Source organism: Chelativorans sp. ZYF759 (genome assembly GCF_012911015.1).
In the GTDB taxonomy this organism is placed as follows: domain Bacteria; phylum Pseudomonadota; class Alphaproteobacteria; order Rhizobiales; family Rhizobiaceae; genus ZYF759.
This window is the reverse complement of record NZ_WVVV01000006.1, coordinates 14,507-36,863: the sequence shown is the minus strand read 5'-3', so window position 1 is coordinate 36,863 and position 22,357 is coordinate 14,507. Positions and strand designations below refer to the sequence as shown.

Sequence of the window (22,357 nt, the reverse complement as noted above, 5' to 3'; positions counted from 1 at the left end):
AGCATCCAGATGGAAACCCGCCAGTATCGCGTCCGCGAGGGCGTGACGATGGTCAATGGCGCCAAGGTGCCGGCCAACCGGATCGTCACCCTGACGCCGACACAGGCCCGCTACGACCTCGATCACGGGCGGATCGCGCCCGCCCGCAAGGCAAGGCGCCGGCGCCCGGCTAAGGACGATCATGGCGGGCGTTGATCGGGTCACCGGTCGGCCGCTCGCAAATCTGGCCTCGGCCTTCCAGTCGGTCGAGGTGATCCTGTCGACGCGGCTGGGCGAGCGCGTGATGCGCCGCGAGTTCGGCGGCGGCATGGCCGAGCTTCTCGGCCGATTGGTGACGCCGCAGCTCTTCGTGGCCTTCCAGACGCTGATCGCCACGGCGATCGATCTGTGGGAACCGCGCTTCGCCGTGCGGCGGATCGTGGCTACCGGCTCGGTGGACGGCATCCGGCTCGGGCAGGTGAGTTTCGCAATCGAAGTCGACTACCGGCCGAGGGGCCATCTGGGGGATGACAGGGTGGAACGCGTGATGAGCTTCGGTCTCGCTTTCGGCCAGGGCCGCGCCCGGGTGATCGCATGAGCGCGCCGACCACGATCGACCTGTCGCGCCTGCCTTTCCCGGCCGCGATCGAGGCCCTCGACTTCGAGACGCTGTTCGCGGCTTTCCGCGACCGCTTCCAGGCGGCATGGGACGAAGCGCGTGCGGACAATCCCGACCTGCCGCCCTATGAGGTCGGCGGGCTGGAGACCGACCCGGTCGCGATCGTCGGGCAGGCCTGGTCCTATCTTCGGCTGCTCGACCGGGCGCGTGTCAACGACGCCGTGCGGTCCGTGCTGGCGCCTATGGCACGCGGGTCGGACCTGGATCAGATCGCCTCGCGGCAGGGCGTTCTTCGCCTCGAGCTGGTTCCGGCATCGGGCAACGAGCCCGCGGTCATGGAAGGCGATGCCCAGCTGCTGCGGCGTTACCTCCTGTCGTTCGATCGTCCTTCGGCCGGTTCCGCCTCGCGATACCTCTATGAGGCGTGGACGTCGGCGCCGAAGCTGCACGATGTGCGCGTCAACGGGCGCGCCGTCCATGGGCGGATCGGCGACACGGACGTGGTCATCATCGGCGAGAACGGTGTGGCGGCGACACAGGCCGAACTTGCGGTCGTGCAGGCCGCGGTTCAGGCGCCCGACGTGAAGCCGGAAGCTGTCGGCGTGTCGGTTCTGCCGGCCACGCGCCACGAATTCCAGGTCGTCCAGACCATCCTCGTGCCGGTCGGGCCCGATGCCGAGATCGTGCGCAAGGAAGCGGAAGACCGGGTTCGCCTGATCGCCGACAGCCGCATGAAGATCGGCGCCGGCGTGCCGCGCGATCTTCTGGCAGGCGCATCCTTCGGGCCGAGCGTGATCGACGTCCAGCATCATGAGCCGGTCGCCGATATCGTGGCGCACCCCTACACGGTTCCGGTGCTGACCTTGATCGACATCACGGTCGAGGTGGCGTCGTGACCGACGCGGCGAAGATCCTGCCGTCCAACGCGACGGCATTCGAGAGGGCTGTCGCGAAGGCGCTGACCGACATCCTGCCGGTGCCGCTGCGCGATATCCTCGATCCGGCGACCACGCCGGCTGCATTCCTGCCGTTCCTGGCAGCCCATGAGAGCGTCGATCTCTGGTTCGACGACTGGCCGGAGGAGCGCAAGCGCCAGATGGTCGCCGAGGCTGTCCAGCTGGCGGCGCTCAAGGGGACAAGAGAGGGCGCAAGGCGCTTCCTCGCCTATGTCGACGCCGAGATCACCTGGCTGATCGCGCACCCCGCGCGCTTCGTCATCGGTCGATCGGCGATCGGTGTCAGGCCGATCAACCACCGGCCGATGACGGCGCACTATCTGGTCAAGGTTCCGCTTGCCCAGCCCGTCAATCCGTTTCGGATCGGCCGGGCCGTGCTTGGGCTGTCGGCCATGACGAGCATCAGCCTCGAACCGCTGCGCCGCGCACAGATCGCAGCCAGCGTGGCGAAGGCTCCCGAAACGCTCACCAGCGTCAATTTCGCGTGGCGTCGGCGCGCTCGCTTCGGCGATCGCCTGCCGCTCGACGGTTCCATTCACTTCGGCCAGTTCATCGACCGGCCGCGGCTCTAGAGGGATGAGATGAAGCGTATCCTTTTCGACGATGCCGAGATTGCCGGGCATAATGATTTCAATGCCATCGGCGCGCACTCGCAGGCAGCACTTGATGCCCTGGTCAACGACGCCATCGGCTATCCCGCGCATTGGGCGGCGTTCACCGTTGCGCAGAAGTCGGCACAGGAGGTGACGGTTTCGGCCGGTCGCTACGTCACCCGCGAGAAGATTTTCGGGCTCGACGAATCCGTCGATCTCAATCTCCAGATCCACATTCCCCTGGTCGCGTCCGACCAGCGCTGGGTGGCGCTGATCCTGCGCGGCGAGGAAATCACGGTCAACGAGAACCGCAACTTCGAGACGTCGGTCGATCCGGAGACTTCCATCCCGGTCAATATCTCGACGCCGAAGCGGGTCGAGCGGCGCGTCTTCATCGTCGTCCAGCAGGGCAACGCCACGCCGGCGCCGGCTCTCCGGCCGGCGATCGCCGAGACCGACGCGGTCGTCGCCTTCGTGCTTCTGACGTCGTCGGGCATTGCATCGATCGAGCCTGGCGAGGGCTGGCGCGTCAAGACGCTGTACGAGCTCGACGGCCGCCTCAGCTCCGTCGAAGTCAATCTCGATGCGCTGTTCCGCCGCACGGAATCGATCGAGACCGACATCGCGAACATCACGTCGCGCCTCGGCGAAATTCCCCGGCCGACGATCATCCGGCAGATGCAGCGCGACATCGGCGCGGCCCGCATCCAGCTGCAGCTGCCCGAAGAGCAGCGGGCCTATGTGTTCGATCCCGCCCTGACCTACGCCCAGTGGGACACGACGCATGCGGGCTGGCTGGCGCGCGTACGCGAGGGCGTGCGGTTCGCCTATGCCAACGAGAAAGACCAGCAGCTGGCGGTCCTCAACGAGGACAACCCGGCCATCATGATCGGCGCCAACCGCCGCATGATCCCGGCCTATGACGAGGCGCTGCGCATCGCCAATGTCGGGCGCGATGCCGCGCTCAACATTTCGCAGCAGGTGCACACCGTCGTCACGGCGGTGCTGAAAGAGGTCTCGCGCACGTCGATCCGCTACGGGACGGCCGTGCATTACTGCACGAACCAGCGCTACTGGTCCGATCTGCTCGCCAATGTCCGCGTCGGCGAGATGTTCTTCCATCAGGGCGAGGAATACCAGCTCGTCGAGCGCCCGGCCGGCAGCGTGCGGGGTCCGTCCTGGCGCTGGATACGCCGCGTGATCCGCGAGGAATGGACCGAGACCTATTGGGAGTATGAAACCGAGGAAGTCGGCGTCAACGGCTCGATCTACGGCCAGACCTTCCTCGTCTCCCAGCCGATGATCGTGACCTCGATCGATCTCGACTTCGCCACGGTCGGCGCTTCGGGCGACGTGCACCTGTTCCTGTGCGAGACCAATTCGGTCGGCATGCCGAAGTTCGACGAGGTCCTGGCCTACACGACGGTGCCGCAGAACGCGCTGGTGATCGGCTGGAACAAGTTCACGCTGCCGATCACCATGCTGGAGAGCGGCAAGCGGTACGCCTTCTTCACGGTGACGACGGGCAATCACGCCGTCCACACCACGACGGGCAACAAGTTCACCTCCGGCACGCGCTTCTATGCCACCGACGGCGTGTGGGCCCAGGGCGAGGGCACGAGCGACTTCGCCTTCAGGATCTTCGGCGCCAAGTTCCGCGACGTGCGCACGGTCGTCTCCTTCGACGCGCTGACGCTCGAGAACGGCATGACGGATATCGAGTTCATCATGAAGGCATGGGCGCCGGGCGGCACCATGCTGGAATGGGAAATCCGGCCGAGCGGCCAGACTGAGTGGCGGGCGCTCGAGGAGACGTCCGATATCGGCACGCATCCGCTGGTCGGCCTGCCGGCGCTGGTCGAGCTGCGGCTGGTGCTGATCGGAACGGTCGACCTGGCGCCGATGGTGGTGCTCGACAATTCGCTTCGCGCCAAGCTCGGCCGCCACCGCGGCGACATGGTGGCGGTAAGCGAGGAATTCGAGTTCGGCCTGTCGACGGAAACGATCGTGACGCAGTTCACGGTCGACGCGTTCAACGAGGCCGAGCACACCTTCACGCCGCGCATCATGGTCGGCACGGACGTCATCACGCCGGACGCAACCGAGATCTGGATCGATCCCAACGAACCGGAGCGGCGCCGCTACACGTCGTTCTACGAGCTGGCGGCACCGGCCACAGCGGCGCGCATGCGCCCGGCCATGACGGCGTCGAACGTCGTCTCGGTCCCCTTCATCGAAGATTGCTTCCTGGCTGCGCTTTGAGGTTTGCCCCATGAACCTGCATACCGACCAGATCAAGGCTCAGGCCGCTGTCAAGATCGGTGAGGCGCTGCTGAAGGCGATCAACGCCCGCTTCGACGCCTATCGCGGTTATGTCGACAACGACCCGTTGTCGGTGCTGGAGAGCCTGCCGGCCGTGCTGCAGGCTCGCGCCGAGGTGTTCGGTATCGCCGAAACGATCGAGGCCTGGCTCCAGCAGCTTGCGCAGATTGCAGACGGGTTCGAACACGAGTGGCAGGGCACCGCGGTGCGCTTCCGTCTGGGCGGCGGGGAGTGGGGTGATTTCGTCGATCTCAAGGGCGAGGTCGGTGATACCGGTGAAGTCGGCCCGAAAGGCGACAAAGGGGATAAGGGCGATCAGGGCGAGCCAGGCCCCAAGGGTGACCAGGGTGATATCGGCCCGAAGGGCGACGACGGCAGTTCGGTCAACATTCTCGGCACGCTGGCCAATGTCAGCGAACTGCCGGCCAGTGGCGATATCGGCGACGGCTATGTGATCGACGGTGATCTGTGGGTCTGGAATGCGACAGACGAGGAATTCGTCAATGTCGGTCCTATTCAGGGTCCCCAGGGAGAGAAAGGCGATCAGGGCGATACCGGCAAGAGCGCCTATGAACTCGCGGTCGACGAGGGCTATGAAGGCACGCTGGAAGACTGGCTTGGCGACCTGGCCGATCTCTCAAGTGCTGTCGAGCGCTCACAGGCGTTTGCCGACGGCACCGAGCCCGATGGGCCGGGATCGAAATCCAGCCGCGAATACGCGCAGGAGAGCGGGGAGCACAAAGATCAATCCAAAGCCTGGGCCACTGGCATCAACCCTGACGGCCTTGGCTCGCTATCGGCGAGAGAGTGGGTGGAAGAATTTCGCACTCGCTATCTTGGCGCTTTTGTAGACGACGCCGCCGCGACGGCCTTTGCTGGTGGATCACCAATCGAAGGCGCTCTCTATGTCCGGGAAGCGGACGATGCCATGCGCCGCTGGAGCGATGGATTGTGGACGACAGTGGTGGGCGACAAGGGCGATCCTGGCCCACAAGGCCCACAAGGCCCACAAGGCGAGCGGGATACGCGGAACTTCTGCTGGCAGGGAGCCTTCGAACACTGGCCGATGGGCGCGACTATCACTGGCACGGCGGCTCGGATCATTGCTGCCGCTGGAGCGACCATCGCCCGAACCAGCGGTGCGACCGGTGTCACCGTAACCCGGCAGCAGGGGTCCAGAGGCAATAATTTCGCTCTCCGTGTGCACCGCACACCGGGCGACACGAGCACCAACGCGATCAACTTGGTTCTTCCGTTGGAACGCTACGATGCTGTTGCACTGGCGGGTAAGCCTTTCAGCCGCACGTTTCGGTACCGCACCGGCGCTGACTTCTCGGGGGCGCTGTTTATCGGCGAGAAATCTACCAACGCGCTAACGCGCCAAGTCATTGCGTTGACCAACGGGAACTACTCGGTTGGTGACAACGCCGTTACTTCAGCAGCCCTCACGCCTTCCACGTCATGGCAGACATTTACCCTTTCGGGAACATATCCGTCCGACATGACGCAGAACGCGGCTCGCTTCCAGCACGTTCCAGCGGGGACGGCTGGTGCCAATGACTGGTCCGAGATCGAAGAAGTGCAGTTGGAGATTGGCGCTGTTGTCAGCCCTTATATTCCAGGCGATCCGATCTACAGCAAGATGCGGATGCGCTCCATCATCTGGAAGACCTACGATGACGACATAGCGCCAGGCACGCCTGTCAACTACAGCGGCTCGAAGCGCTTTACCGCCAACGGAACTGGGGTTGCAACAGCCGTATCGTTTACTCCCGAATGGGATATGGAAGCCACGCCCACGGTGACCGTCTATAGCCCGCAAACCGGTGCTTCAGGCCAGATGGCGCAAGCTTCCCCCGCTGCCGACATTGCAGCCGCTGTGACGCATCCTGGACGAAAGGGGTGCATCATAGCAAATAATGCCGCTGCGATTGATCGAACGCTTTACTTTGCTCACATTCTTGCGACGTGCCACCCATGAGCATTTCAGCGATCTCTTCGGACGCAAACACGATCCTGATGGATGTCGATGGGAGGATTTCAACTGTCCCGAAGTCCCTCGACAATCCCGAATATCAGCGGTGGATGCAGCTCGGGATGAGGGCGATCCGGCTGGAGCGGAACGAATACAATGCCTTTCCGAGTGCGATCCACAAGAAGGTCACCTCCAGCACAACCGCAATCCTTCTGTTCATCTTTTCGAGCGGCATCGGGCACGCCCAATCCCAGCGGCAAAGATGGGTGAAGGTGTATGTCGATTTTTCCGACCCCGATGATGTGCAGGTCATCGACATTCAGCAGGGGGTCTATTTCGAGAACAGCGCCGGGTTTCAAACCTTGAGCTTTCTGGATGACATCCTGGAACCCGGCGAGGTGTTCGGCGGCAAGAACATCTTCCGTGCTCGATGCCTTTCCCCAGGCGTCTACGAGACAAAAATCCAGTCCACCATTGCCGTCACCACGGCGGGGGGTGACAACGGGACCTATGCGATATGGGCGGGCCGTCCGGTGCAGGATGGCAGCGACATCATCATCACCGGCTACCGCGTCAGCCCGACACCGTTCGTTACGGCCGCGTTTGTAAGCAGCAATGGCGGCTGGGACTTCACATTCAAGGAAATCATCGGGTCCAATCCTGCGCTTGCTTTCGGTGAAGCTGGCTATGTCATCGCGGGCAATGGCGATCATGTCTGTGTTATGCGCGAGGAGACGGGGGCTAATCGACCTCTGTATCAAACCCGGAAGACGGGCGGCGTAGGACCGTTCCCCGCGCCAGCTCTCATCACGCCACGCGGTACGCAGCCCGAGCTACATAGGCTGCCAAACGACGATTTGGCTCTTCCCCTTGGTTTGCGGCAACCCAACCGCTCTGGCCTCGATGCAGCGGGACGACTGGCGAGCGGGACAAAACTGACAGGCGTCGGTGCGCATCGCTCGACAGATCACGGCGTAACCTGGCCGAACTTCGCGCAGATCGGAGCCGGTTGGTCGACGGACGTAGGGCAGTTGATGTTGACCCTCGTCGTTGGCAGTTACGCAATGGGTGCTTGCTATCTCGCGCCCGGCGCGACGAATGGTGACTATGGTGTCGAGCCGGGCATCTATCTGGTGGGGGTCAACCTTGGAAGGATCACAGGCTGATGAACAACCTTTCAATCATTGTGCAGGGTGAGCCGGGGAGCGGGAAAACGCTCATGACAAACAGGCTGCTCATGATGCTTCGCGCCGAAGGGTTTGAAGTGGAGACGCTTCCCGGCGAGGACGATCTGATCGTGATGAGCCCGCTTGATCGGCTGTTGGAGACCAGCGCCGGGCAGGACGAAAGCTCCAGCTAGCTACTATTCCTCCCACGGGCCATCATCGTCATGGTGGTACAGTTCCCTGCAAACGCGGTTGGCCGAGCCCTCGCACGCACGGATATGCTCCTCCATCTCCAGGGCCTTGATCCCATCGTTGTCATTGACGGGTCTTACGAGTACGGCGACGTTTCGGTGGTTCATGTTTCGGGCCTTCCATCTTGAGAGGGGCGGGCAAGTAAGCAACGGGCTCGGCGCCCTTGTCAAATTCAAAGAACCGGCTGGCGGCCTTGGTTACATGTGGGTCGCCATTCTGGTCCAAGTCAAGGATCTGGTCTTCGTAGAAGATGTTGGGGCCGATGGGCTTGTTGGTCGCTGGCCGTCGGAAGTAATGGAATGGGATTGTAACGAACCCCGACTTCATAAATTGCATGTAGGCGATGGCGCGTTCAACCGTATGGACCGGGATTTCTCGCGGGGAAACTCCTCTGAACACTCTTGTGTAGTCGTCCAGCGTCCGCAGCACAGGAGCGTCTATAGGGTAGTCCTTTTCCGCCCAGATGCTCTCCGCAAAAGCAGGGCAGCCCAGCACCTGATATTCAGCATATGCCGTTCCGTTCCAAAGAAAGCAGCCATCAACGTGGTCGGCAAGCTCCGACGAATTAAACGAGGAGTGGCCCAGGAAAATGACGTTATCGGGCAGGACCTCGGGCAGCAGATCTCGAAGTTTCTGACACCCGTCCTGAACGATCTCACTACGCAATTCGTGGGGGTGGGGCTTGATAATCAGCAGCGAGTTCGATTTCGCGGCCATGTCCACCAAGGCCCTTGCCCAAGTGGGGAAATCCTTGAAAACATTCCCCCGGTCGTCGGGGGCCGCGAAATCGATGAGAACCTTTCCGAAGGCGCAAAACACCTTTCGCCCATCTTCCTTGGCGGCACTGATCGCCTGAAGAACCCTCTGGCGCTCGGATTCGTCTGAATCGCTGGTCCCGCTTCGGTTCATGTTAATCATCCCCAGAACCAGGTCTCGCCTTGTGACGGCTTCCGGGTCGCTCGCCAGGTACTGGTCAAGGCGGTACCGCCCGGCAAGTAGGGGATGTCTAACATCTGGTCGGGCCGTCATGTCCTCAACGGCCACGGTGCGGGCCTCCAGAGTTGAAAGATTGGAGAAGTAGTTTTCGTATGCGACGGATAACCCCACCATATGGATGTTGTATCGCTTCCCTATTTGTTCGCACCAGCGGCGCACGACGCCCTGGGGAGCGAAGTGAGTATCCATCGCGACTACTCGAACTGGCTTTCCGGTCGTCTCAGCGAGGGTCACCAACCGCTTGCATATGACCAGTGCAAGGTCGCTTCGATGGAGCATGGAGTGGAACAGGTTGACGGCTTTGGCAGTGTCCAGTTTGCCGCGATATACGCCTTGCAATTTGCTGATGCGCTCTGAGAAAAACGTGTAGTAATTCACCCCGTCGCAGGACACCATTTCATGGTCCCAATCGACAACCCAGTGATTGTGGAGCCGATCGGACGTCCACGGCTCGTCCGAAAGAGATGACCCGTTGGTCCTGATCGCACCAGAAATGCCGTGTAGCTCGGGACGCCGGGAGATCGGCATAGTTGACGGGATGACCGAGGAAACATCATACCCTTGTCGGAACAACTCCATGCCGATGGGGACCATGAGCCCAGATGTGATGCGGTGGTTGAGGTCGAAAAGAACGACATAACCTTTAGGTGTGGATTGGCTGTGCCGGTCGACGTATCGCGACAGGAACTCGTACCCCTTGGCTGCAAAAAGGGTAAGTGCGCGCCGGGAGCGAAGACTTGGGCTTTGAGCGATATCCGATGCTCTGGTCTCGAATCCTCTAATTGCCAGGTCAAAGCGGCCGATATCGCGCAGGATGTCCCAGCAAGCTCGCAGATGGCTAGGATCGACATCTGCGTTGGGCGGGATCATGGCGGCGAGGTCGGTAGCAAGGCGCAAATTGCCACGCCTGTATTCCAACGAGGCCCAAATAACGAGAGCATCCGAGGCCAAATCCGAGACGCCCTTCACGGTCGCATCGTCCAACTGCTTGATCGACATGGTGCGAATAAGATTGGAAAAGGCTCTTGGTCGGTTCGCGACGGGGGTGACAGGCTTCGGCGCCTTAACCGGCAGATTGTCTGGCGCGGAGCGAGTAGACTTCAGTCGCACGACGGGTTCGCCGGCAAACAACTGCTTGTTGTTTCTCAGCCTCCACAGGGCTTGCCTCACACTGTAGGGAACGATTTTCCTGATAATCGTGCGCATCGCCTCACCATATTTACTGAAGAGCGGCACCGCTTAGCGCATGCCGGTAGACAAGTCACTCCTGTTCCGCGCTTTCTTCCTTTGGTTGATCGCGTGGCGGAAGGACATCAATCTCCAAATATGTCGAAGGATTAACGGGATTGGAGTTGTAGATGTGGGTGAAGTCATAGATTGCTTCTCGCACTATGAACCGCTTGGCGTTCACCTGCTTGTTGATGCAATTCATAGCGTTTCTGTTATATTTGACGCGCCAAGAGTTGATGGCGGCGGACATCGCGACCGCATGGGGTGCATGCAGGTCATCGAAGCGCCGAACGACCATCGCCTTTAAGAGGTTGTCGTTCTCACGGACGCGCGCCTTGTATAGATCAGGGAAGCGCTGCCATCCGATAGGCTCGCAGTGGATAAGTTTCGTTGGCTCTTTTCGGGCCGCTATCGTTTGGTGAAGCAAGGGAGATATTTCCTCAACCTGCTCCATCGAGTGATGCGAAAAGATCAACATGCGCCCTGTAGGGGGGAGCACGGACAGGTCGGGGTTTCTGTAATCGAAGAAGTGCGCTTCGATTGGCAGGCTTTCATGCTCGGCAAGAAGCTTGATGATTTCCAGCCCGGCATCAGAGTACTCGAGACCAAACAGGCGCTTTCCGTGCACGGCCTTGCCCAAAAAGGTCGAGAGGTTGAACAGGTTCCACCCCGGCCCCGCGCCGAGTTCAACTATCGTGTCCGCATCCAAGGCATGTCGGTAGATGGCGGTCATCGGGTCGAAGTTTGGCTGCGCGACGAACCGGCTGTTGCATACTCCGAGACGTGACGTCGGATTGCCATCCGACGTAGTTTCGTTGAAGTCGGGCAGCGCGTTCTTGGTGATCGCGTCGGTGCCCTGATTGTTTCTCAGGAGGTGGGGCTGGCTGCGAATACCGGCGAGGATGTGAGCGATTGTTTCGCCGCCGGCTATCTTTTCACGGATACTCTCAACCCTTCCACCCCAATGGTTTTCGTAGCTTTGCTTAACGAAGTCAGCGTTGGCGCCGCCTTTTTCGAGGGGGGAATGTGCCTCCATTTCTTTCGCGGCTCTGATAGCCGACGCAATCCATTCTTCCATCGGTGGGTACTCTCCTAAGGGCTCACGGATTTTAGCCGCCCTGCCCCCCTAGCCGACCGTTCCACCCCTGGCAAGGCGCCTGCCATGCGCCCGCCTAACCCGGATCATCGCAATGCTTTACCTTCGCGCCGGGGTGGCGTGGCTGTTGTGTCTGATCGGCTTCGGCCTGACGCTTCGATGGCAGCCGCTCTACCCGCTTCCTGCATAGGGGATCGCCGCCCCGAAACGTATAATGCCGGCGCCCGACAAGAGGAAACCTCAATGGCCACGAAGCCTTACAACGAAAAGAAGACCTATTCGGTCAAGCTCAGCCGCGCCGTCCAGCATGGGCGGATGCGGTTTCTGCCGGGCGGCGTCTACGAAATGAAGGGCGCCTTCCTCAACAAGCTGGTCGACGAACACGGGGAGAACTGCGTTGACACTGCCGACGCCATCGCCTGAGAACGGCTACACGGTCGACTCCCGGTATGAGATGTCGCCGGACCTCTTCAACGCGGTCTTCGGCTCCATCCATGCCCGCCTGGTCGAGCGCGAAGAGCTGGAAGGCACGTTCGAGAACCTGATCGCGCAGGGCACGCAGGCCGCGCTCGATCTCATACAGGTCAATATCGCGCCCGAACTCGGCGAGTTGCAGCAGGCGATCCAGACCGCCTTCGACAATATCGCGATCATCGTCGAGGGCGTCGCGCCGAACTCGGTGCTGCTCAACAGCCAGCCGGCGAGCTTCTATCTCAATCCGGCGAACTTCTCGACCTCGGCCACGATCAAGAGCTTCATGGCGGCGGCCGACCAGGCCGAGGCGCGCACGGCGATCGGGGCGGCATCTGCGACAGGCGTCGCGACTGCACTCGATGCTGTGGCTGACGAACTGGCCACCAAGGCTCCGGCGGCCGATGTGACTGCCGCACTCGATACGAAGCTCGACAAGGCGGGCGGCACCATGACCGGGCCGCTGCGTCTGCCGGCCGGTACCGAGGACGCCGCGCCGTTGCGCATGCCGCACGGCACGGCGCCGGGCGAGTCTGTAAACGGCGATCTGTGGATGACCACGGCCGGGCTCATCGCGCGGTTCAACAACGCGATCCGCACCTTCTGGCACAGCGGCAACATGGCGCTGGTCACGGAAGGTGAAGCGCGCTCCGGCACCGCCGCTACGGTCCGCGCCTGGACGGCACAGCGCATCGCACAGGCCATCGATTCTCTGGAGACCAAGCCGGAGGTCGGGCTGTTCACCGGGTCGGGCACTAATGCGACGAACTTCCCGCTCGGGCATCCGGTGATGGTCCTTCACGGTGCAGCGGTCGATCGTAACGACAGCGCGACTATCCGGCTCGATACCAGTTCGCCACACCGCTACACCATCGGTGGCGGCGGCGCGGCACTCAGCGGCACCTTCCGTGCTCGGGGCCGTGACGGCAGCCTCAATGGGTCGCTCTTCCAGAGGATGGCATGATGCAGCTGCACGAGATCACCGCGGTCCGTGAGACCGAAGAGCCGGGCGTATATATCGTGGCCGCCGATCTTACCGACATGGAAGGCCAGCGCTACGTCGCCGACTATGCCTCGCGGCCGGATGACGGTTTCGGCCTCGCGCCGCAGATCCGCGCCGGCCTCGATCTGTGGATTGCCGAGGGCAGGCCTGTCGCCCCCTACGTCCCGCCCACTGCCGAGGAACTGCGCGCGGCCATGCCCGAACTCTCGCGTCGCCAGCTGCGGCTCGGCCTGCTCGCCGCCGGCATCACCTCGACACAGGTCACGGCCGAGATCGACGTCATGCCGGAAGGCAACGCGAAGGAAACGGCCAGGATCGAATGGGAGGATGCGACCGTCTACCAGCGCACCCATCCGCTGATCGAGACGATCGGCGCCGCGCTCGGGCTCTCGCCCGAACAGATCGATGACATGTGGATGGCCGCCAGCGCGCTGTAGCGCCCGGCCACCGAGCTTTTCCCCGACCCGCCTTCTGGCGGGTTTTTCGTTTTCGGCGTCATGCCGGAGCCCGAATGGCCCTTGGGCAAGGCCCCTTCACAACACACCAGGAGAAACCCGATGTCGGCACCGACTTTCGGCATGACTTTCACGCGGCCCGAGGACGAGCCGGTTCCCGTGCTCGGGGCCGATTTTTCAAAGGCTCTTCTGATCGAAACCTCGCCCGACGCCTCGGCCGAGGCCTATCCGATCGGCGTGCCCGTGCGCATTTCCACGTCCGATCCCGATGCCGTCGAGGCGCTGGGCACCGGCTACCTGGCCGATGCCGTGCGCGGCATCAACAGCCAGATCGCCGGGCTCAATGCCGGGGCGGATGTCGTCATTCTGCGCGTGGCGGAAGACGACGACGAGGATCCCGCGGCGGCGCTGGCCAACACGTCGGCCGCGATCGTCGAGGCGCTGCAGGGCGTCGGCTCCATCCCCTCCATCGCCAACATGACGCCGCGGCTCATCTTCGCCGGGCGCACCGCCTGGCGCCCCGACGAGGAGACCGCCAATCCTGTCGTCGCCGCGCTGCCCGCCGCCTGCGAAAGGCTGCTCGCCATCGCGCCGATCGACGTCGACGACAGTTCTTCGGCGCTGGCGATCGATGCCCGCGAGACCATGAATTCGCAGCGGCTCATGCCGATCGGCGTCGCCGCCCGCGTCTTCGAGGGCGCGGAGGTGGTCACCAGGCCCATGGCGCCGCGCGTCGTCGGGCTGTTCATGCGCGTCGACGCCATGCATGGCGGGCGGCCCTTCAACCCGATCGCCAACCGGCCGATCCAGGGCCTGGCCGGCCTGTCGCGGCCGATCCCCTTCTCGCTGCTCGACGGCTCCACCGAAGGCCAGCAGATGCTGGAGGCGGAAGTCTCGATCGTGGCGCGCGGCGAGACCGGCGTCGACGGGGCGGTGGGCGATGGCGGCTTCGTCTTCATCGGCACGGACAACACCGAGACCGGCGAATTGTGGAAGCAGATCCACCAGGTGCGCGGTGCCGACTATCTGACCGTCGCGCTGATGCAGATCACGCGGGAATTCCTCGGCCGTCGCATCACGGCCGACATCGTCGAGGCCTGGCTGAATTCGATCCGCTTCATGCTGCGCGACCGCAAGGCGGCCGACGACATTCTGGGCTACGACGTCCAGTTCCGCGCCGACCGCAACAGCCCCGAGCAGATCAGGCTCGGCCACCTGACGGTCAATCTGGGCATCGAGCCGGCGCCGGCCTTCAAGCGCGCCGACCACGAAATCCGCCGCTACCGTCCGGCCGTCGAAGGTCTCGTCTCCGAGATCGTGGCGCGGCTCGGGGGGATTTAGGGGAAGTTTTTCACTGCCTCACGGGCGTTCGGCTGCTTCGCAGCCCGCCCTCCGGCCGGGCGCGCAACGATGCGCGGCGTCCGGTCGAACGCTCGGCCTGGCGGCCGTTCATCGACACAATCTCAATCTCCTGAAAGGGCACTGCCATGCAGCCGCTTTACATGCTGACCGCCGTCGACGTGCGCCGGGCCAACGAGCCCGATTCCTCGCGCGCCACGACGATCTCCAAACTGACCATCCCGGCCATCAAGTTCATGACCGCCAGCCACAATCCGGGTGGCGGCGTGATGGCCGTCGACTTCACGCTGCCGCGCGTGGAGCCGATCGAACCCGCGATGGAGATCAAGGGTTTCGACACCGACATCTTCCGCGGCCTGGGCATGCCCGAGCGGTGGACCTTCGCCGGCGCGGTGCGCGACAAGAAGACCGGCATTGCCGTGCCCGCCCGCGCCATCATCGAAGGGTCCATCACCGAATGGGAACCCGACGAGGCGAGCCCGGAAGAGTTTGTCGGCTGCACCCACGCGCTCAAGGAAGTCACGCATTTCGAGTTCTCGCTGAACGGGCAGGAGCTCTTCTACATCGACTTCTGGGAGCGGATCATGCGCCGCAACGGCGAGGACCTCTTCGCCGCCGACAGGCGCGCGCTGGGGGCTTGATATCGCTCACGGGCCGCACCGCCGCTTTGCGGCTGGCCCTGCGCGGGCGCGCCGGACGGCCGGCGGCCCGCAGTCGCGGGCTTGGCTTGCGGCCATTCTGTTCCGTTTTCAACACACATCATGAAGGTTCGTTGCCATGAGCAATCCCACTTCCGTTACCGTTCCGCTCGCTTTCCCCGTCCCCTATGAGGGGCGTGAGGTGAAGGAGCTTACCTTCCGTCGCATGAAGGCCAAGGACACGCTTGTGGCCGAAGCCGAGAAGAACCAGACGCGCGCTGGCTACATGCTCTTCGCCGCGCTGGCCGGCGTCGATCTCGCGCTTATCGAGGAACTGGACGTCGAGGATCTCGAGCAGATCGGAGAGAGGATCGTTCCCCTCATGGGAAAGTCCGCGGTGGCTGCCCGCCGGAAGGCGCTGGCGGCAGCGGAGGCGAGGGAGGCGGCGGAGGCGATGTCGCGGATGGCCGCGAAGGAGGCGGCGTCCGCTGGCGGGACCTGATCGTCGGCACCGCGCGCCACGTCCATACACCGCTCGACCAGATCGAGGAATGGGATGTCGACAAGCTGATCGACTATTCCGCCTCGCTCACCCGCGTCCTGAAAGCGGAAAACGGTCGGCGCAAGCGCTGACCGTTCTTTTGCCTCACGCGCCGCATCGCGGGCCTTGCCCGCTGGCGCTCCGGCGGGCGGGCCATGCGGCCCGACGCCCGGTCGGGCTTGCCGCCTCCGGCGGTTCTTTCATCACAAATTGAGGCTTCCATGGCCACGCTGACTTCCCAGCTCATCGTGTCGCTGATCGACAGGGTGACGGCTCCCGCGCGCGGGATCGCCGCCACGGTCGACCGGCTGCAGGATGCGCAGCGGCGCAACAATGCCCGCATGGACGAAATGCGCGGCCGCATGGTCGACGCGGCGGCCATGGCCTATGCGATGGCGCGCTCGGTCGGCGCGCCGGTGCGTGCTGCCGCCGATTTCGAAACCGCGATGAACCGCGTCACCGCGCTGTCGGGGGCCAGTGGCGAGCAGTTCGACCAGCTGCGCCAGCAGGCATTGGAACTCGGCCGCTCGACCCAGTTCACCGCCAGCCAGGCGGGCGACGCCATGGGCTTTCTCGCCATGGCCGGCTTCAAGGCCAACGAGATCCTGGGCGCCATGCCCGGCACGCTGCAGCTGGCTTCGGCCGCGCAGATGGACCTGGCGCAGACGGCGGATGTCGTTTCCAACATCCTCACCGGCTACGGCAAGGACGTCTCCGAGCTGGCGCATGTCAACGACGTGCTGGTGAAGGCCTTCACCTCGGCCAATACCGATCTCTCACAGCTTGCCGAGGCCATGAAATATGCCGGCCCGATCGCATCGGCGGCCGGCGTGCGCTTCGAGGAGACGGCCGCCGCCATCTCGCTGATGGGTAATGCCGGCATCCAGGGGTCGATGGCCGGCACCTCGCTGCGCGGTGCGCTGACGCGCATTCTCAACCCGACCAGCGGCGTGGCCTCCGCCATGCAGGAAGCCGGCCTGTCGTTCACCGACGCGCGTGGCCGTCTCCTGCCCTTCGCCGATATCATCGAACAGCTCGAGCCGCATGCCGAGGACGCAGGCCTGATGATGCAGCTCTTCGGCCAGCGTGCCGGCCCCGCCATGGCCGCCCTGGTCGGGCAGGGCTCCGACGCGCTGCGCGAGCTCGACGAGGAGCTGCGCAATTCGGGCGGTACGGCCGAGCGCATCTCCAATGTCCAGATGGCCGGCTTCAACGGCATGATGAAGGAGTTCTGGTCGGTCGTCGAAGGTGTGCAGATCGCCATCGGCACCGCTCTCCTGCCGGCCATGACCGATATGGGCCGCACGATGATCGCGCTCCTGGGGCCGATCGCCGCCTTCGCCGAGGCCAACCCGCGGCTGACCGCGACGATCGTCGGGCTGGTTTCCGCCCTTGTCGCGCTGCGGGTGGCCGTGGTGGCGGCACAATTCGCCTTCCTGTGGATGAAGGGCGGGGCGATCTCGGCCGCGATCCTGTCCATGCGCACATTGCAGGGTGCGTTGTGGGCAACGCAGCTGGCCTTCCTGCCGTTCACGGCGGCGCTCAGGGGCGCGCGGACGGCCATGGTCGGCTACACGGCAGCCGCGGCCATCGCGGGCCATGGCGGGGCCCTGTCGGCCATGGGCGCCAGCATGCTGGCCCTGCTCAACCCGATCCGGCTCGTGCGCGCGGCGATGCTCGCGCTGCGCGTCGCGCTGATCTCGACCGGTATCGGTGCCATTGTGGTCGGCATCGCCATGGCTGGCGCCTGGATCTGGCAGAACTGGCAGGGGCTGGGCGAGATGTTCGCCGGCATCGCGGAAGGCATAAGCGAGGCGTTCCCGGCCGCGGGCGCCATCATCGACGGCATCTCGTCTTCGGTATCGACCCTGATCGGCTGGTTCGGCGAGATGACCGGGCCGATCGACGCCAGCGCGGAAGACTGGCGCGGCTGGGGCACCGCCGTCGGTCAGGCCGTGGGCGGGGTGCTGCAATATGTGGCCGATCTTCCCGGACGCATCGCCGGCGCGCTGGCTGCTGGCGGCGTCGCGCTCTACGAGGCCGGCACGGCCCTGATCCAGGCAATGTGGGACGGGATCAAGGCAAAGTTCGACGAGGTGCTGGCCTGGTTCCGCGAACTCCCCGGCCGCATCATCGCCGCCATCGGCTCGATCGACCTGTCCGGCATCATCCGATGGCCGTCCATGCCGTCCTGGCTGGGCGGCGGCGGTCCGGCCGTGGACGGCGCGCGTGCTGCCGGCGGGCCGATCACGCGCGGGCGCGCCTATCTGGTCGGCGAGGAAGGTCCCGAAATCATCACCGCCGGCAGCGACGGCTATGTGCACGATGCAGGTGCCAGCCGCGACATGATGCGACGCGAGGGCGGCCGGCCGGGATCGGCGGGCGGGCGCGACATCGCCATCAGCTTCGGCGACATCGTCATCCAGGGGGTGAGCGATCCGCGCGCCATCGCGCGCGATCTCGTGCGCGAGGTCGACCGGCAGCTGCGCGCCGAGATCGCCGGCCTCCAGGCCGACAGCGAATGGGGGACCGCCTGATGCTCTACATGATCGGCACGCTGACACTGGACACGCGCCCCTTCAGCGTCAACGAGGTGACGCGCCAGGCCGGCGCCGACATCGCCTCCAAACCGCTGATCGGCACACTGCCCGGCAAGGAATTCATGGGCGAGGGCGACGACCGCATCACGCTCACCGGGCAGCTGCTGCCCTTCAAGACGGGCGGGCTGACCGAGCTGGAATTCGCGCACCAGATGCGCCGGCAGGGCACGCGATTTCCCCTGCACCGGGGCGACGGGCAGCGGCTCGGCTGGTTCGCCATCACCAGCATCAAGGAGAGCCACCGCCATCTCGACCGCACCGGCGTCGGCCATGTGGTCTCGCATTCCATCGCCATGGAAAAGGTGCAGCCGGATGCCGGCGCCGGCCAGCAGATCATTTTCGGGCTTCTGGCCCTGTTCGGGCTGGAGCGCTGACATGGAACGTATGGTCGTTCAAGGCGAGGGCATCACGCTCGACCTGATCCTGTGGCGCCTGCACGGCGTGCGCGGGCGCGGGCTGGTCGAGGCGGCGCTCGCCGCCAATGCCGGGCTGGCCGATGCCGGCGCGGAGCTGCCGATCGGCACCGTCGTCCTCCTGCCGGCACTTCCGGCCGAGACGGCACCGGCGCCGCGCCCGGTAATCAGTTTGTTTGGGTGAGCCGATGCCGTGGAAAGTGAACTGGCAGGTCTTCATCGACGGGCGCGACATGAGCTCGGTGATGGCGCCCTTCCTCATGGATATCGATGTGACCGACAAGGACGGGACTTCTTCCGACACCTGTTCGCTCCGGTTCGACGATGCGGGCGGGCAGGTTCTCCTGCCGCCCGATGGGGCCAAGGTGCGGGTGCTTCTGCAGGGCGTCCAGGTCTTCTTCGGTACCGTGGACACGGTTCGGTCATCCGGCTCGCGCGGTCGCGGCATGGTGCTTCAGGTCTCGGCCAAGGGCATGGACAGCCGCGGCCGGATCAAGGAACCGCAGGCCTTCCACAAGGACGATGCCAGCCTTGAGGAGTTTCTCCAGACGGCTGCCGAGAGGGCCGGGCTTGCCGGCGTGCGGGTGCTGGGCCGGCTGGGCGCCATCCGGCGCGGCTATTGGGCGGCCGACGGTGAAAGCTTCCTCCATCTCGGCCAGCGCCTGGCGCGCGAACTCGCCGCCACCTTCAAGATCCGCGCCACCGACGCGGGCGACATGGCCGTGCTCGCGCCGCGCGAGCATGATGAGCCGCTGCCCGTGGTCGAGGGCGTTGTGGGCCGCAACGTGATCTCGTGGGACATCGCGCCCTATACGGGGCGCCGCGTCTTCACCAGCGCCCGGGCGCGCTGGTTCGACCGCGAAAGCGCCACCTTCCGCGAAAGGGAGGTCACCTTCGCTCTCGACCGCGACCTTCCGGAATCGGTCAACGTGCTGCGCTCCACCGTCCATGACGAGGACCAGGCGGAAGAGGCGGGCGCGGCCCGCAAGGCCGAGGCCGAGCGAGAGGGTGGGGAGGGCAGCGTCGAACTCGATCTCGTGCCGGAGGCGCAGGCCGAGGGAAGTTTCGTGCTGACGGGCGCGCGCCCGGCCGTCGATGGCACCTATCGCATCGCCTCGGTCACGCACCGCGCCAGCCGCAATGGCGGTTCGACCACGAGCCTCGATATCAAGCGGCCCCAGGGCGGGGCCGGCAAGGACGATCGGGGCTGAAGGCCCTTCAAGCGACCATCAACGGAGAAGAACGATGTCGATAACCAGATTGTCGGCCGCCGGCGAAGCTGTGCTTGTGGCCGAAGAAGGCGAAGTGCTGCGCAGCTATGTCTGCCCGGCCGGTGTGCGCACGATCGGCGTGGGCCTCACGCGCGCCTCCGGCGTGGTCGATCCCAAGCCCGGCATGACCATCACGCGTGAGGAAAGCCGGCGCCTCCTGCATCTAGCGCTCGACCGCAACTACATGCCGCGGGTGAAGCGCGCCGGTCTCGACCGGCGCCAGGGCGAGTTCGACGGCTCGACCCTGTTCGACTTCAATACCGGGCGCATCCACAACGCCTCCTGGGTCGGCCACTGGCTGGCCGGTCGTGCCCGCGAGGCCGCGCAATCCTTCAAGAGCTGGACCCGCGGCGGCGGGCGCGTGCTGCCAGGTCTGGTGCGCCGGCGCGACGTGGAATGGGACATGATCGAGCACGGCCACTACCCGGCCGGCAAGGCGGCCGCTGCACCCGCCTCGCTCTCGTCGCACGAGGACTACCGCGATGCGCTGATCAGGCTCGGCTACGACACGACGGGTGCCGAAGGCCTGGCCAAGGCGGTGCGCGCCTTCCAGCGCGACCACGGTCTCACCGTCGATGCCAAGATCGGCCCGGCCACCCGCGCAGCCTTCAAGCGCGCGCTCGACCTGCACGCACAGAATCGGGCGGCGGGCTCCGGCGGGGCGGCGGGCGGCGTGGCCGGCGGTGGCGGCGAGATCGCGACCTCCGGCGAGGCGACGACCGAGACGGCGCTCTGGGCGCTCGGCCTCGGCATCTCGGCCGCCCTCATCATCATCGCCCTGTTCCTCGTCTGGCGCTTCCGTGGGCCGCTCTTCGCGTGGGCGCCCGAAGGCGTGAAGGACTGGTTCGAGGACCGGGGCATCGTCATCGGCCGCCGCGTGCGGACCTGAAGGGGAGAAGACACATGCAACTCGCGCACTACCGCAAGCTGATCACCATGCTGGTGACCGGCATCATCATGCTGATCCTGTCGAGAGTCGGCCTGACCCCGTCCGATCTGGCCTTCTATGGCCTGCCTCTGGGCGATCTGCAGGAGGCGATCGTCGACTTCCTGATGCAGGTCGGCATTCCGGCCGTGTTCATGGTCGCGCAGCCGAACGCGGAGGGCGATTCGCTCTGGCGATGGTGGCACTGGATCCTGTGCGGGCTCGCCATTGTCGCGCTGCTGACCCTGATCGTGGCCGGCGTGTCATGGATCTTCTGAACCTCATCCCCGGTGGCGGCGTCACGGCAGGCCTGGCCCTGGTCGCCACCTGGCTTGCCGGAATCGTCGCCGCATTTCTCCGGGGCCGGCGTGCCGGCCTCGACACAGCCAAGGCAAAGGAGGCCGAAGCCCATGAACGCGAACTTTCCCGCACCCGCAAGGCTGCCGATGCTCGCAGCGATGCTGAGCGGCGCGCTCGTGCTGGCGAACTGTCAGACGAGTGGACCCGCGACGACTAGCGGCGCCTGCGCGGTCTGGCAGCCCATTTCCTCGAGCGTCAACGACACCGAGCAGACGCGCGTCGAGATCGTCGCGAGCAACGCGGCGCGGCGCGCCTATTGCCATGAACGATAGCCCCTGGCGCATCATGGCGGCGGCCCTGGCCGGCGTCGGGCTGGTCGCCCTGGCGATGATGCTCGCAACTGGCGAGGCGCGGCCGGCGCCGATCCTGGCCTGTATGGAGTTGTGCCCATGATCTTTGCCCACATCACCAAATCCCTGCGGGAGACCTTTCCCGGCCGCGCCTCGGAGTGGGCGCTCTCGCTGATCCTGCTCAACTGGGGGATCATCCTGCTCCTCAACCCGCTGCTCTTCTCCTCACCCTCCTATCGGCCGCTGGCGGGCCTTGCCTATCCGGAGAACTGGTCGATCTTCTGCATGGTTGCCGGCGGGGGCCGGCTTCTGGTGCTGGCCATCAACGGCGCCTGGCGGCGCTCGCCTCACATGCGGGCGGCCGGTGCTTTCGTGACGTGTTTCTTCTGGTTCCAGATATCAATCGGCTTCCTCCAGGCGGGGACGTGGAGCACAGGCCTTGCGGTCTATCCCGTCCTGCTCTTGCTCGATTCCTACAATGTGATCCGCGCGATGGGGGAAGCGGCCATTTCCGATGCGGCGGGAAAGCGGGCGAAGAGACATGAACCTGGGGGCTGAGATCTGGATTGCCGCGCTTTATGGCGGCGTGCTTCTGCTGGCGGCGGTCGGCCGCTACCTTTCCACACGGCCGGGTGCCAACAGCCAGGCCCACATCACCGCCATGGGGCTGGCGCTCGATCGCGACCAGATGGAGCGCGGGCTCAGCTATCTCTCGCGCATCGCCAAGGCGCTCGAGGCGATGTCCGACAAGCGCCAGGCGGACATGCAGGGGACGCTCGAGGAGATCGTCGAGCACCTCAAGCAGCCGCAATCCACCCGGGCGCGGAAAAAACCCGGAGAATGACAC

The 22,357-nt window shown here is 64.6% G+C and carries 26 protein-coding genes; 24 read left to right on the top strand and 2 right to left on the bottom strand.

Annotated features, from left to right (window positions below; genetic code table 11):
* Positions 1-9: 9 nt before the first annotated feature.
* From GRZ55_RS11215 to GRZ55_RS11180, 8 genes are read left to right on the top strand one after another with little or no spacing between them, the layout of a single operon-like run.
* The gene (locus tag GRZ55_RS11215) at positions 10-195 is read left to right on the top strand and encodes a hypothetical protein (RefSeq protein ID WP_169287020.1); all 186 of its coding nucleotides are present in this window, start codon (positions 10-12) and stop codon (positions 193-195) included.
* Positions 182-577: a GPW/gp25 family protein gene (locus GRZ55_RS11210; RefSeq protein WP_169287019.1), complete on the top strand. Its 396-nt coding sequence runs from the start codon at positions 182-184 to the stop codon at positions 575-577. The genes GRZ55_RS11215 and GRZ55_RS11210 overlap by 14 nt, the downstream gene beginning before the upstream one ends.
* On the top strand, positions 574-1,494 hold the full coding sequence (locus GRZ55_RS11205) for a baseplate J/gp47 family protein (RefSeq protein ID WP_169287018.1): 921 nt from the start codon (positions 574-576) through the stop codon (positions 1,492-1,494). Before GRZ55_RS11210 ends, GRZ55_RS11205 begins: the two co-directional genes overlap by 4 nt.
* Positions 1,491-2,126, top strand: coding sequence for a phage tail protein I (locus GRZ55_RS11200; RefSeq protein WP_169287017.1), 636 nt, complete (start codon positions 1,491-1,493; stop codon positions 2,124-2,126). The genes GRZ55_RS11205 and GRZ55_RS11200 overlap by 4 nt, the downstream gene beginning before the upstream one ends.
* A 9-nt stretch (positions 2,127-2,135) precedes the next feature.
* The gene (locus tag GRZ55_RS11195; protein ID WP_169287016.1) at positions 2,136-4,409 is read left to right on the top strand and encodes a hypothetical protein; all 2,274 of its coding nucleotides are present in this window, start codon (positions 2,136-2,138) and stop codon (positions 4,407-4,409) included.
* A 10-nt stretch (positions 4,410-4,419) separates the two neighbouring features.
* Positions 4,420-6,450 (top strand): collagen-like protein, encoded by a 2,031-nt coding sequence (locus GRZ55_RS11190; protein ID WP_169287015.1) that lies wholly within the window; start codon positions 4,420-4,422, stop codon positions 6,448-6,450.
* Positions 6,447-7,610 carry a hypothetical protein gene (locus GRZ55_RS11185; RefSeq protein ID WP_169287014.1) on the top strand — a complete coding sequence of 388 codons (1,164 nt, stop codon included), beginning with the start codon at positions 6,447-6,449 and terminating at the stop codon, positions 7,608-7,610. Before GRZ55_RS11190 ends, GRZ55_RS11185 begins: the two co-directional genes overlap by 4 nt.
* Positions 7,611-7,663: 53 nt before the next feature.
* Positions 7,664-7,804, top strand: coding sequence for a hypothetical protein (locus GRZ55_RS11180; protein WP_169287013.1), 141 nt, complete (start codon positions 7,664-7,666; stop codon positions 7,802-7,804).
* A 121-nt stretch (positions 7,805-7,925) separates the two neighbouring features.
* Here the strand turns inward: GRZ55_RS11180 and GRZ55_RS11175 are convergent, their stop codons facing one another.
* The gene (locus tag GRZ55_RS11175) at positions 7,926-10,064 is read right to left on the bottom strand and encodes a hypothetical protein (RefSeq protein ID WP_169287012.1); all 2,139 of its coding nucleotides are present in this window, start codon (positions 10,062-10,064) and stop codon (positions 7,926-7,928) included.
* Positions 10,065-10,119: 55 nt separating this feature from the next.
* Complete coding sequence (locus GRZ55_RS11170; RefSeq protein ID WP_169287011.1) at positions 10,120-11,166, bottom strand: class I SAM-dependent methyltransferase; 1,047 nt, start codon at positions 11,164-11,166, stop codon at positions 10,120-10,122.
* Between the two features lie 261 nt (positions 11,167-11,427).
* On the opposite strand from GRZ55_RS11170, the gene GRZ55_RS11165 reads away from it, so the two are divergent.
* The 16 genes from GRZ55_RS11165 to GRZ55_RS11095 all read left to right on the top strand — a co-directional run bounded on the left by GRZ55_RS11165 (position 11,428) and on the right by GRZ55_RS11095 (position 22,354).
* Positions 11,428-11,607, top strand: coding sequence for a hypothetical protein (locus GRZ55_RS11165; protein WP_169287010.1), 180 nt, complete (start codon positions 11,428-11,430; stop codon positions 11,605-11,607).
* Positions 11,582-12,619, top strand: a complete 1,038-nt coding sequence (locus GRZ55_RS11160) for a hypothetical protein (protein ID WP_169287009.1) — start codon at positions 11,582-11,584, stop codon at positions 12,617-12,619. The genes GRZ55_RS11165 and GRZ55_RS11160 overlap by 26 nt, the downstream gene beginning before the upstream one ends.
* Complete coding sequence (locus tag GRZ55_RS11155; protein ID WP_246734689.1) at positions 12,616-13,095, top strand: hypothetical protein; 480 nt, start codon at positions 12,616-12,618, stop codon at positions 13,093-13,095. The genes GRZ55_RS11160 and GRZ55_RS11155 overlap by 4 nt, the downstream gene beginning before the upstream one ends.
* A 120-nt stretch (positions 13,096-13,215) precedes the next feature.
* Positions 13,216-14,454 (top strand): phage tail protein, encoded by a 1,239-nt coding sequence (locus tag GRZ55_RS11150; RefSeq protein WP_169287008.1) that lies wholly within the window; start codon positions 13,216-13,218, stop codon positions 14,452-14,454.
* Between the two features lie 146 nt (positions 14,455-14,600).
* A complete protein-coding gene (locus GRZ55_RS11145; RefSeq protein WP_169287007.1) occupies positions 14,601-15,113 on the top strand; it encodes a phage major tail tube protein in 513 nt (170 codons plus the stop codon).
* 136 nt (positions 15,114-15,249) lie between these two features.
* The gene (locus GRZ55_RS11140) at positions 15,250-15,612 is read left to right on the top strand and encodes a phage tail assembly protein (RefSeq protein WP_169287006.1); all 363 of its coding nucleotides are present in this window, start codon (positions 15,250-15,252) and stop codon (positions 15,610-15,612) included.
* Between the two features lie 260 nt (positions 15,613-15,872).
* Entirely contained in the window at positions 15,873-18,188 is a 2,316-nt protein-coding gene (locus tag GRZ55_RS11135) for a phage tail tape measure protein (RefSeq protein WP_169287005.1), read from the top strand.
* On the top strand, positions 18,188-18,625 hold the full coding sequence (locus tag GRZ55_RS11130; RefSeq protein WP_169287004.1) for a phage tail protein: 438 nt from the start codon (positions 18,188-18,190) through the stop codon (positions 18,623-18,625). The genes GRZ55_RS11135 and GRZ55_RS11130 overlap by 1 nt, the downstream gene beginning before the upstream one ends.
* 1 nt (position 18,626) lies before the next feature.
* Positions 18,627-18,848 (top strand): tail protein X, encoded by a 222-nt coding sequence (locus GRZ55_RS11125; protein WP_169287003.1) that lies wholly within the window; start codon positions 18,627-18,629, stop codon positions 18,846-18,848.
* A gap of 4 nt (positions 18,849-18,852) precedes the next feature.
* Positions 18,853-19,875, top strand: a complete 1,023-nt coding sequence (locus GRZ55_RS11120; protein ID WP_169287002.1) for a phage late control D family protein — start codon at positions 18,853-18,855, stop codon at positions 19,873-19,875.
* A 34-nt stretch (positions 19,876-19,909) separates the two neighbouring features.
* Positions 19,910-20,824 carry a peptidoglycan-binding protein gene (locus GRZ55_RS11115; RefSeq protein WP_169287001.1) on the top strand — a complete coding sequence of 305 codons (915 nt, stop codon included), beginning with the start codon at positions 19,910-19,912 and terminating at the stop codon, positions 20,822-20,824.
* A gap of 14 nt (positions 20,825-20,838) precedes the next feature.
* The gene (locus GRZ55_RS11110; RefSeq protein WP_169287000.1) at positions 20,839-21,138 is read left to right on the top strand and encodes a hypothetical protein; all 300 of its coding nucleotides are present in this window, start codon (positions 20,839-20,841) and stop codon (positions 21,136-21,138) included.
* The gene (locus GRZ55_RS11105; RefSeq protein WP_169286999.1) at positions 21,126-21,377 is read left to right on the top strand and encodes a hypothetical protein; all 252 of its coding nucleotides are present in this window, start codon (positions 21,126-21,128) and stop codon (positions 21,375-21,377) included. The genes GRZ55_RS11110 and GRZ55_RS11105 overlap by 13 nt, the downstream gene beginning before the upstream one ends.
* Before the next feature lie 104 nt (positions 21,378-21,481).
* The gene (locus tag GRZ55_RS23625) at positions 21,482-21,613 is read left to right on the top strand and encodes a hypothetical protein (protein WP_256379803.1); all 132 of its coding nucleotides are present in this window, start codon (positions 21,482-21,484) and stop codon (positions 21,611-21,613) included.
* Positions 21,610-22,068 (top strand): hypothetical protein, encoded by a 459-nt coding sequence (locus GRZ55_RS11100; RefSeq protein ID WP_169286998.1) that lies wholly within the window; start codon positions 21,610-21,612, stop codon positions 22,066-22,068. The genes GRZ55_RS23625 and GRZ55_RS11100 overlap by 4 nt, the downstream gene beginning before the upstream one ends.
* Entirely contained in the window at positions 22,052-22,354 is a 303-nt protein-coding gene (locus tag GRZ55_RS11095; protein ID WP_169286997.1) for a hypothetical protein, read from the top strand. Before GRZ55_RS11100 ends, GRZ55_RS11095 begins: the two co-directional genes overlap by 17 nt.
* Positions 22,355-22,357: the final 3 nt, after the last annotated feature.

Coding starts and splice junctions, on each gene's coding strand:
- GRZ55_RS11120 (WP_169287002.1), top strand. CDS start 18,853: ATGCCGTGGAAAGTGAACTGGCAGGTCTTCATCGACGGGCGCGACATG.
- GRZ55_RS11165 (WP_169287010.1), top strand. CDS start 11,428: ATGGCCACGAAGCCTTACAACGAAAAGAAGACCTATTCGGTCAAGCTC.
- GRZ55_RS11195 (WP_169287016.1), top strand. CDS start 2,136: ATGAAGCGTATCCTTTTCGACGATGCCGAGATTGCCGGGCATAATGAT.
- GRZ55_RS11210 (WP_169287019.1), top strand. CDS start 182: ATGGCGGGCGTTGATCGGGTCACCGGTCGGCCGCTCGCAAATCTGGCC.
- GRZ55_RS11185 (WP_169287014.1), top strand. CDS start 6,447: ATGAGCATTTCAGCGATCTCTTCGGACGCAAACACGATCCTGATGGAT.
- GRZ55_RS11175 (WP_169287012.1), bottom strand. CDS start 10,064: ATGCGCACGATTATCAGGAAAATCGTTCCCTACAGTGTGAGGCAAGCC.
- GRZ55_RS11105 (WP_169286999.1), top strand. CDS start 21,126: ATGGATCTTCTGAACCTCATCCCCGGTGGCGGCGTCACGGCAGGCCTG.
- GRZ55_RS11170 (WP_169287011.1), bottom strand. CDS start 11,166: ATGGAAGAATGGATTGCGTCGGCTATCAGAGCCGCGAAAGAAATGGAG.
- GRZ55_RS11155 (WP_246734689.1), top strand. CDS start 12,616: ATGATGCAGCTGCACGAGATCACCGCGGTCCGTGAGACCGAAGAGCCG.
- GRZ55_RS11110 (WP_169287000.1), top strand. CDS start 20,839: ATGCAACTCGCGCACTACCGCAAGCTGATCACCATGCTGGTGACCGGC.
- GRZ55_RS11145 (WP_169287007.1), top strand. CDS start 14,601: ATGCAGCCGCTTTACATGCTGACCGCCGTCGACGTGCGCCGGGCCAAC.
- GRZ55_RS11150 (WP_169287008.1), top strand. CDS start 13,216: ATGTCGGCACCGACTTTCGGCATGACTTTCACGCGGCCCGAGGACGAG.
- GRZ55_RS11100 (WP_169286998.1), top strand. CDS start 21,610: ATGATCTTTGCCCACATCACCAAATCCCTGCGGGAGACCTTTCCCGGC.
- GRZ55_RS11115 (WP_169287001.1), top strand. CDS start 19,910: ATGTCGATAACCAGATTGTCGGCCGCCGGCGAAGCTGTGCTTGTGGCC.
- GRZ55_RS11180 (WP_169287013.1), top strand. CDS start 7,664: ATGACAAACAGGCTGCTCATGATGCTTCGCGCCGAAGGGTTTGAAGTG.
- GRZ55_RS11205 (WP_169287018.1), top strand. CDS start 574: ATGAGCGCGCCGACCACGATCGACCTGTCGCGCCTGCCTTTCCCGGCC.
- GRZ55_RS11190 (WP_169287015.1), top strand. CDS start 4,420: ATGAACCTGCATACCGACCAGATCAAGGCTCAGGCCGCTGTCAAGATC.
- GRZ55_RS11135 (WP_169287005.1), top strand. CDS start 15,873: ATGGCCACGCTGACTTCCCAGCTCATCGTGTCGCTGATCGACAGGGTG.
- GRZ55_RS11095 (WP_169286997.1), top strand. CDS start 22,052: ATGAACCTGGGGGCTGAGATCTGGATTGCCGCGCTTTATGGCGGCGTG.
- GRZ55_RS11130 (WP_169287004.1), top strand. CDS start 18,188: ATGCTCTACATGATCGGCACGCTGACACTGGACACGCGCCCCTTCAGC.
- GRZ55_RS11215 (WP_169287020.1), top strand. CDS start 10: ATGGAAACCCGCCAGTATCGCGTCCGCGAGGGCGTGACGATGGTCAAT.
- GRZ55_RS23625 (WP_256379803.1), top strand. CDS start 21,482: ATGAACGATAGCCCCTGGCGCATCATGGCGGCGGCCCTGGCCGGCGTC.
- GRZ55_RS11140 (WP_169287006.1), top strand. CDS start 15,250: ATGAGCAATCCCACTTCCGTTACCGTTCCGCTCGCTTTCCCCGTCCCC.
- GRZ55_RS11125 (WP_169287003.1), top strand. CDS start 18,627: ATGGAACGTATGGTCGTTCAAGGCGAGGGCATCACGCTCGACCTGATC.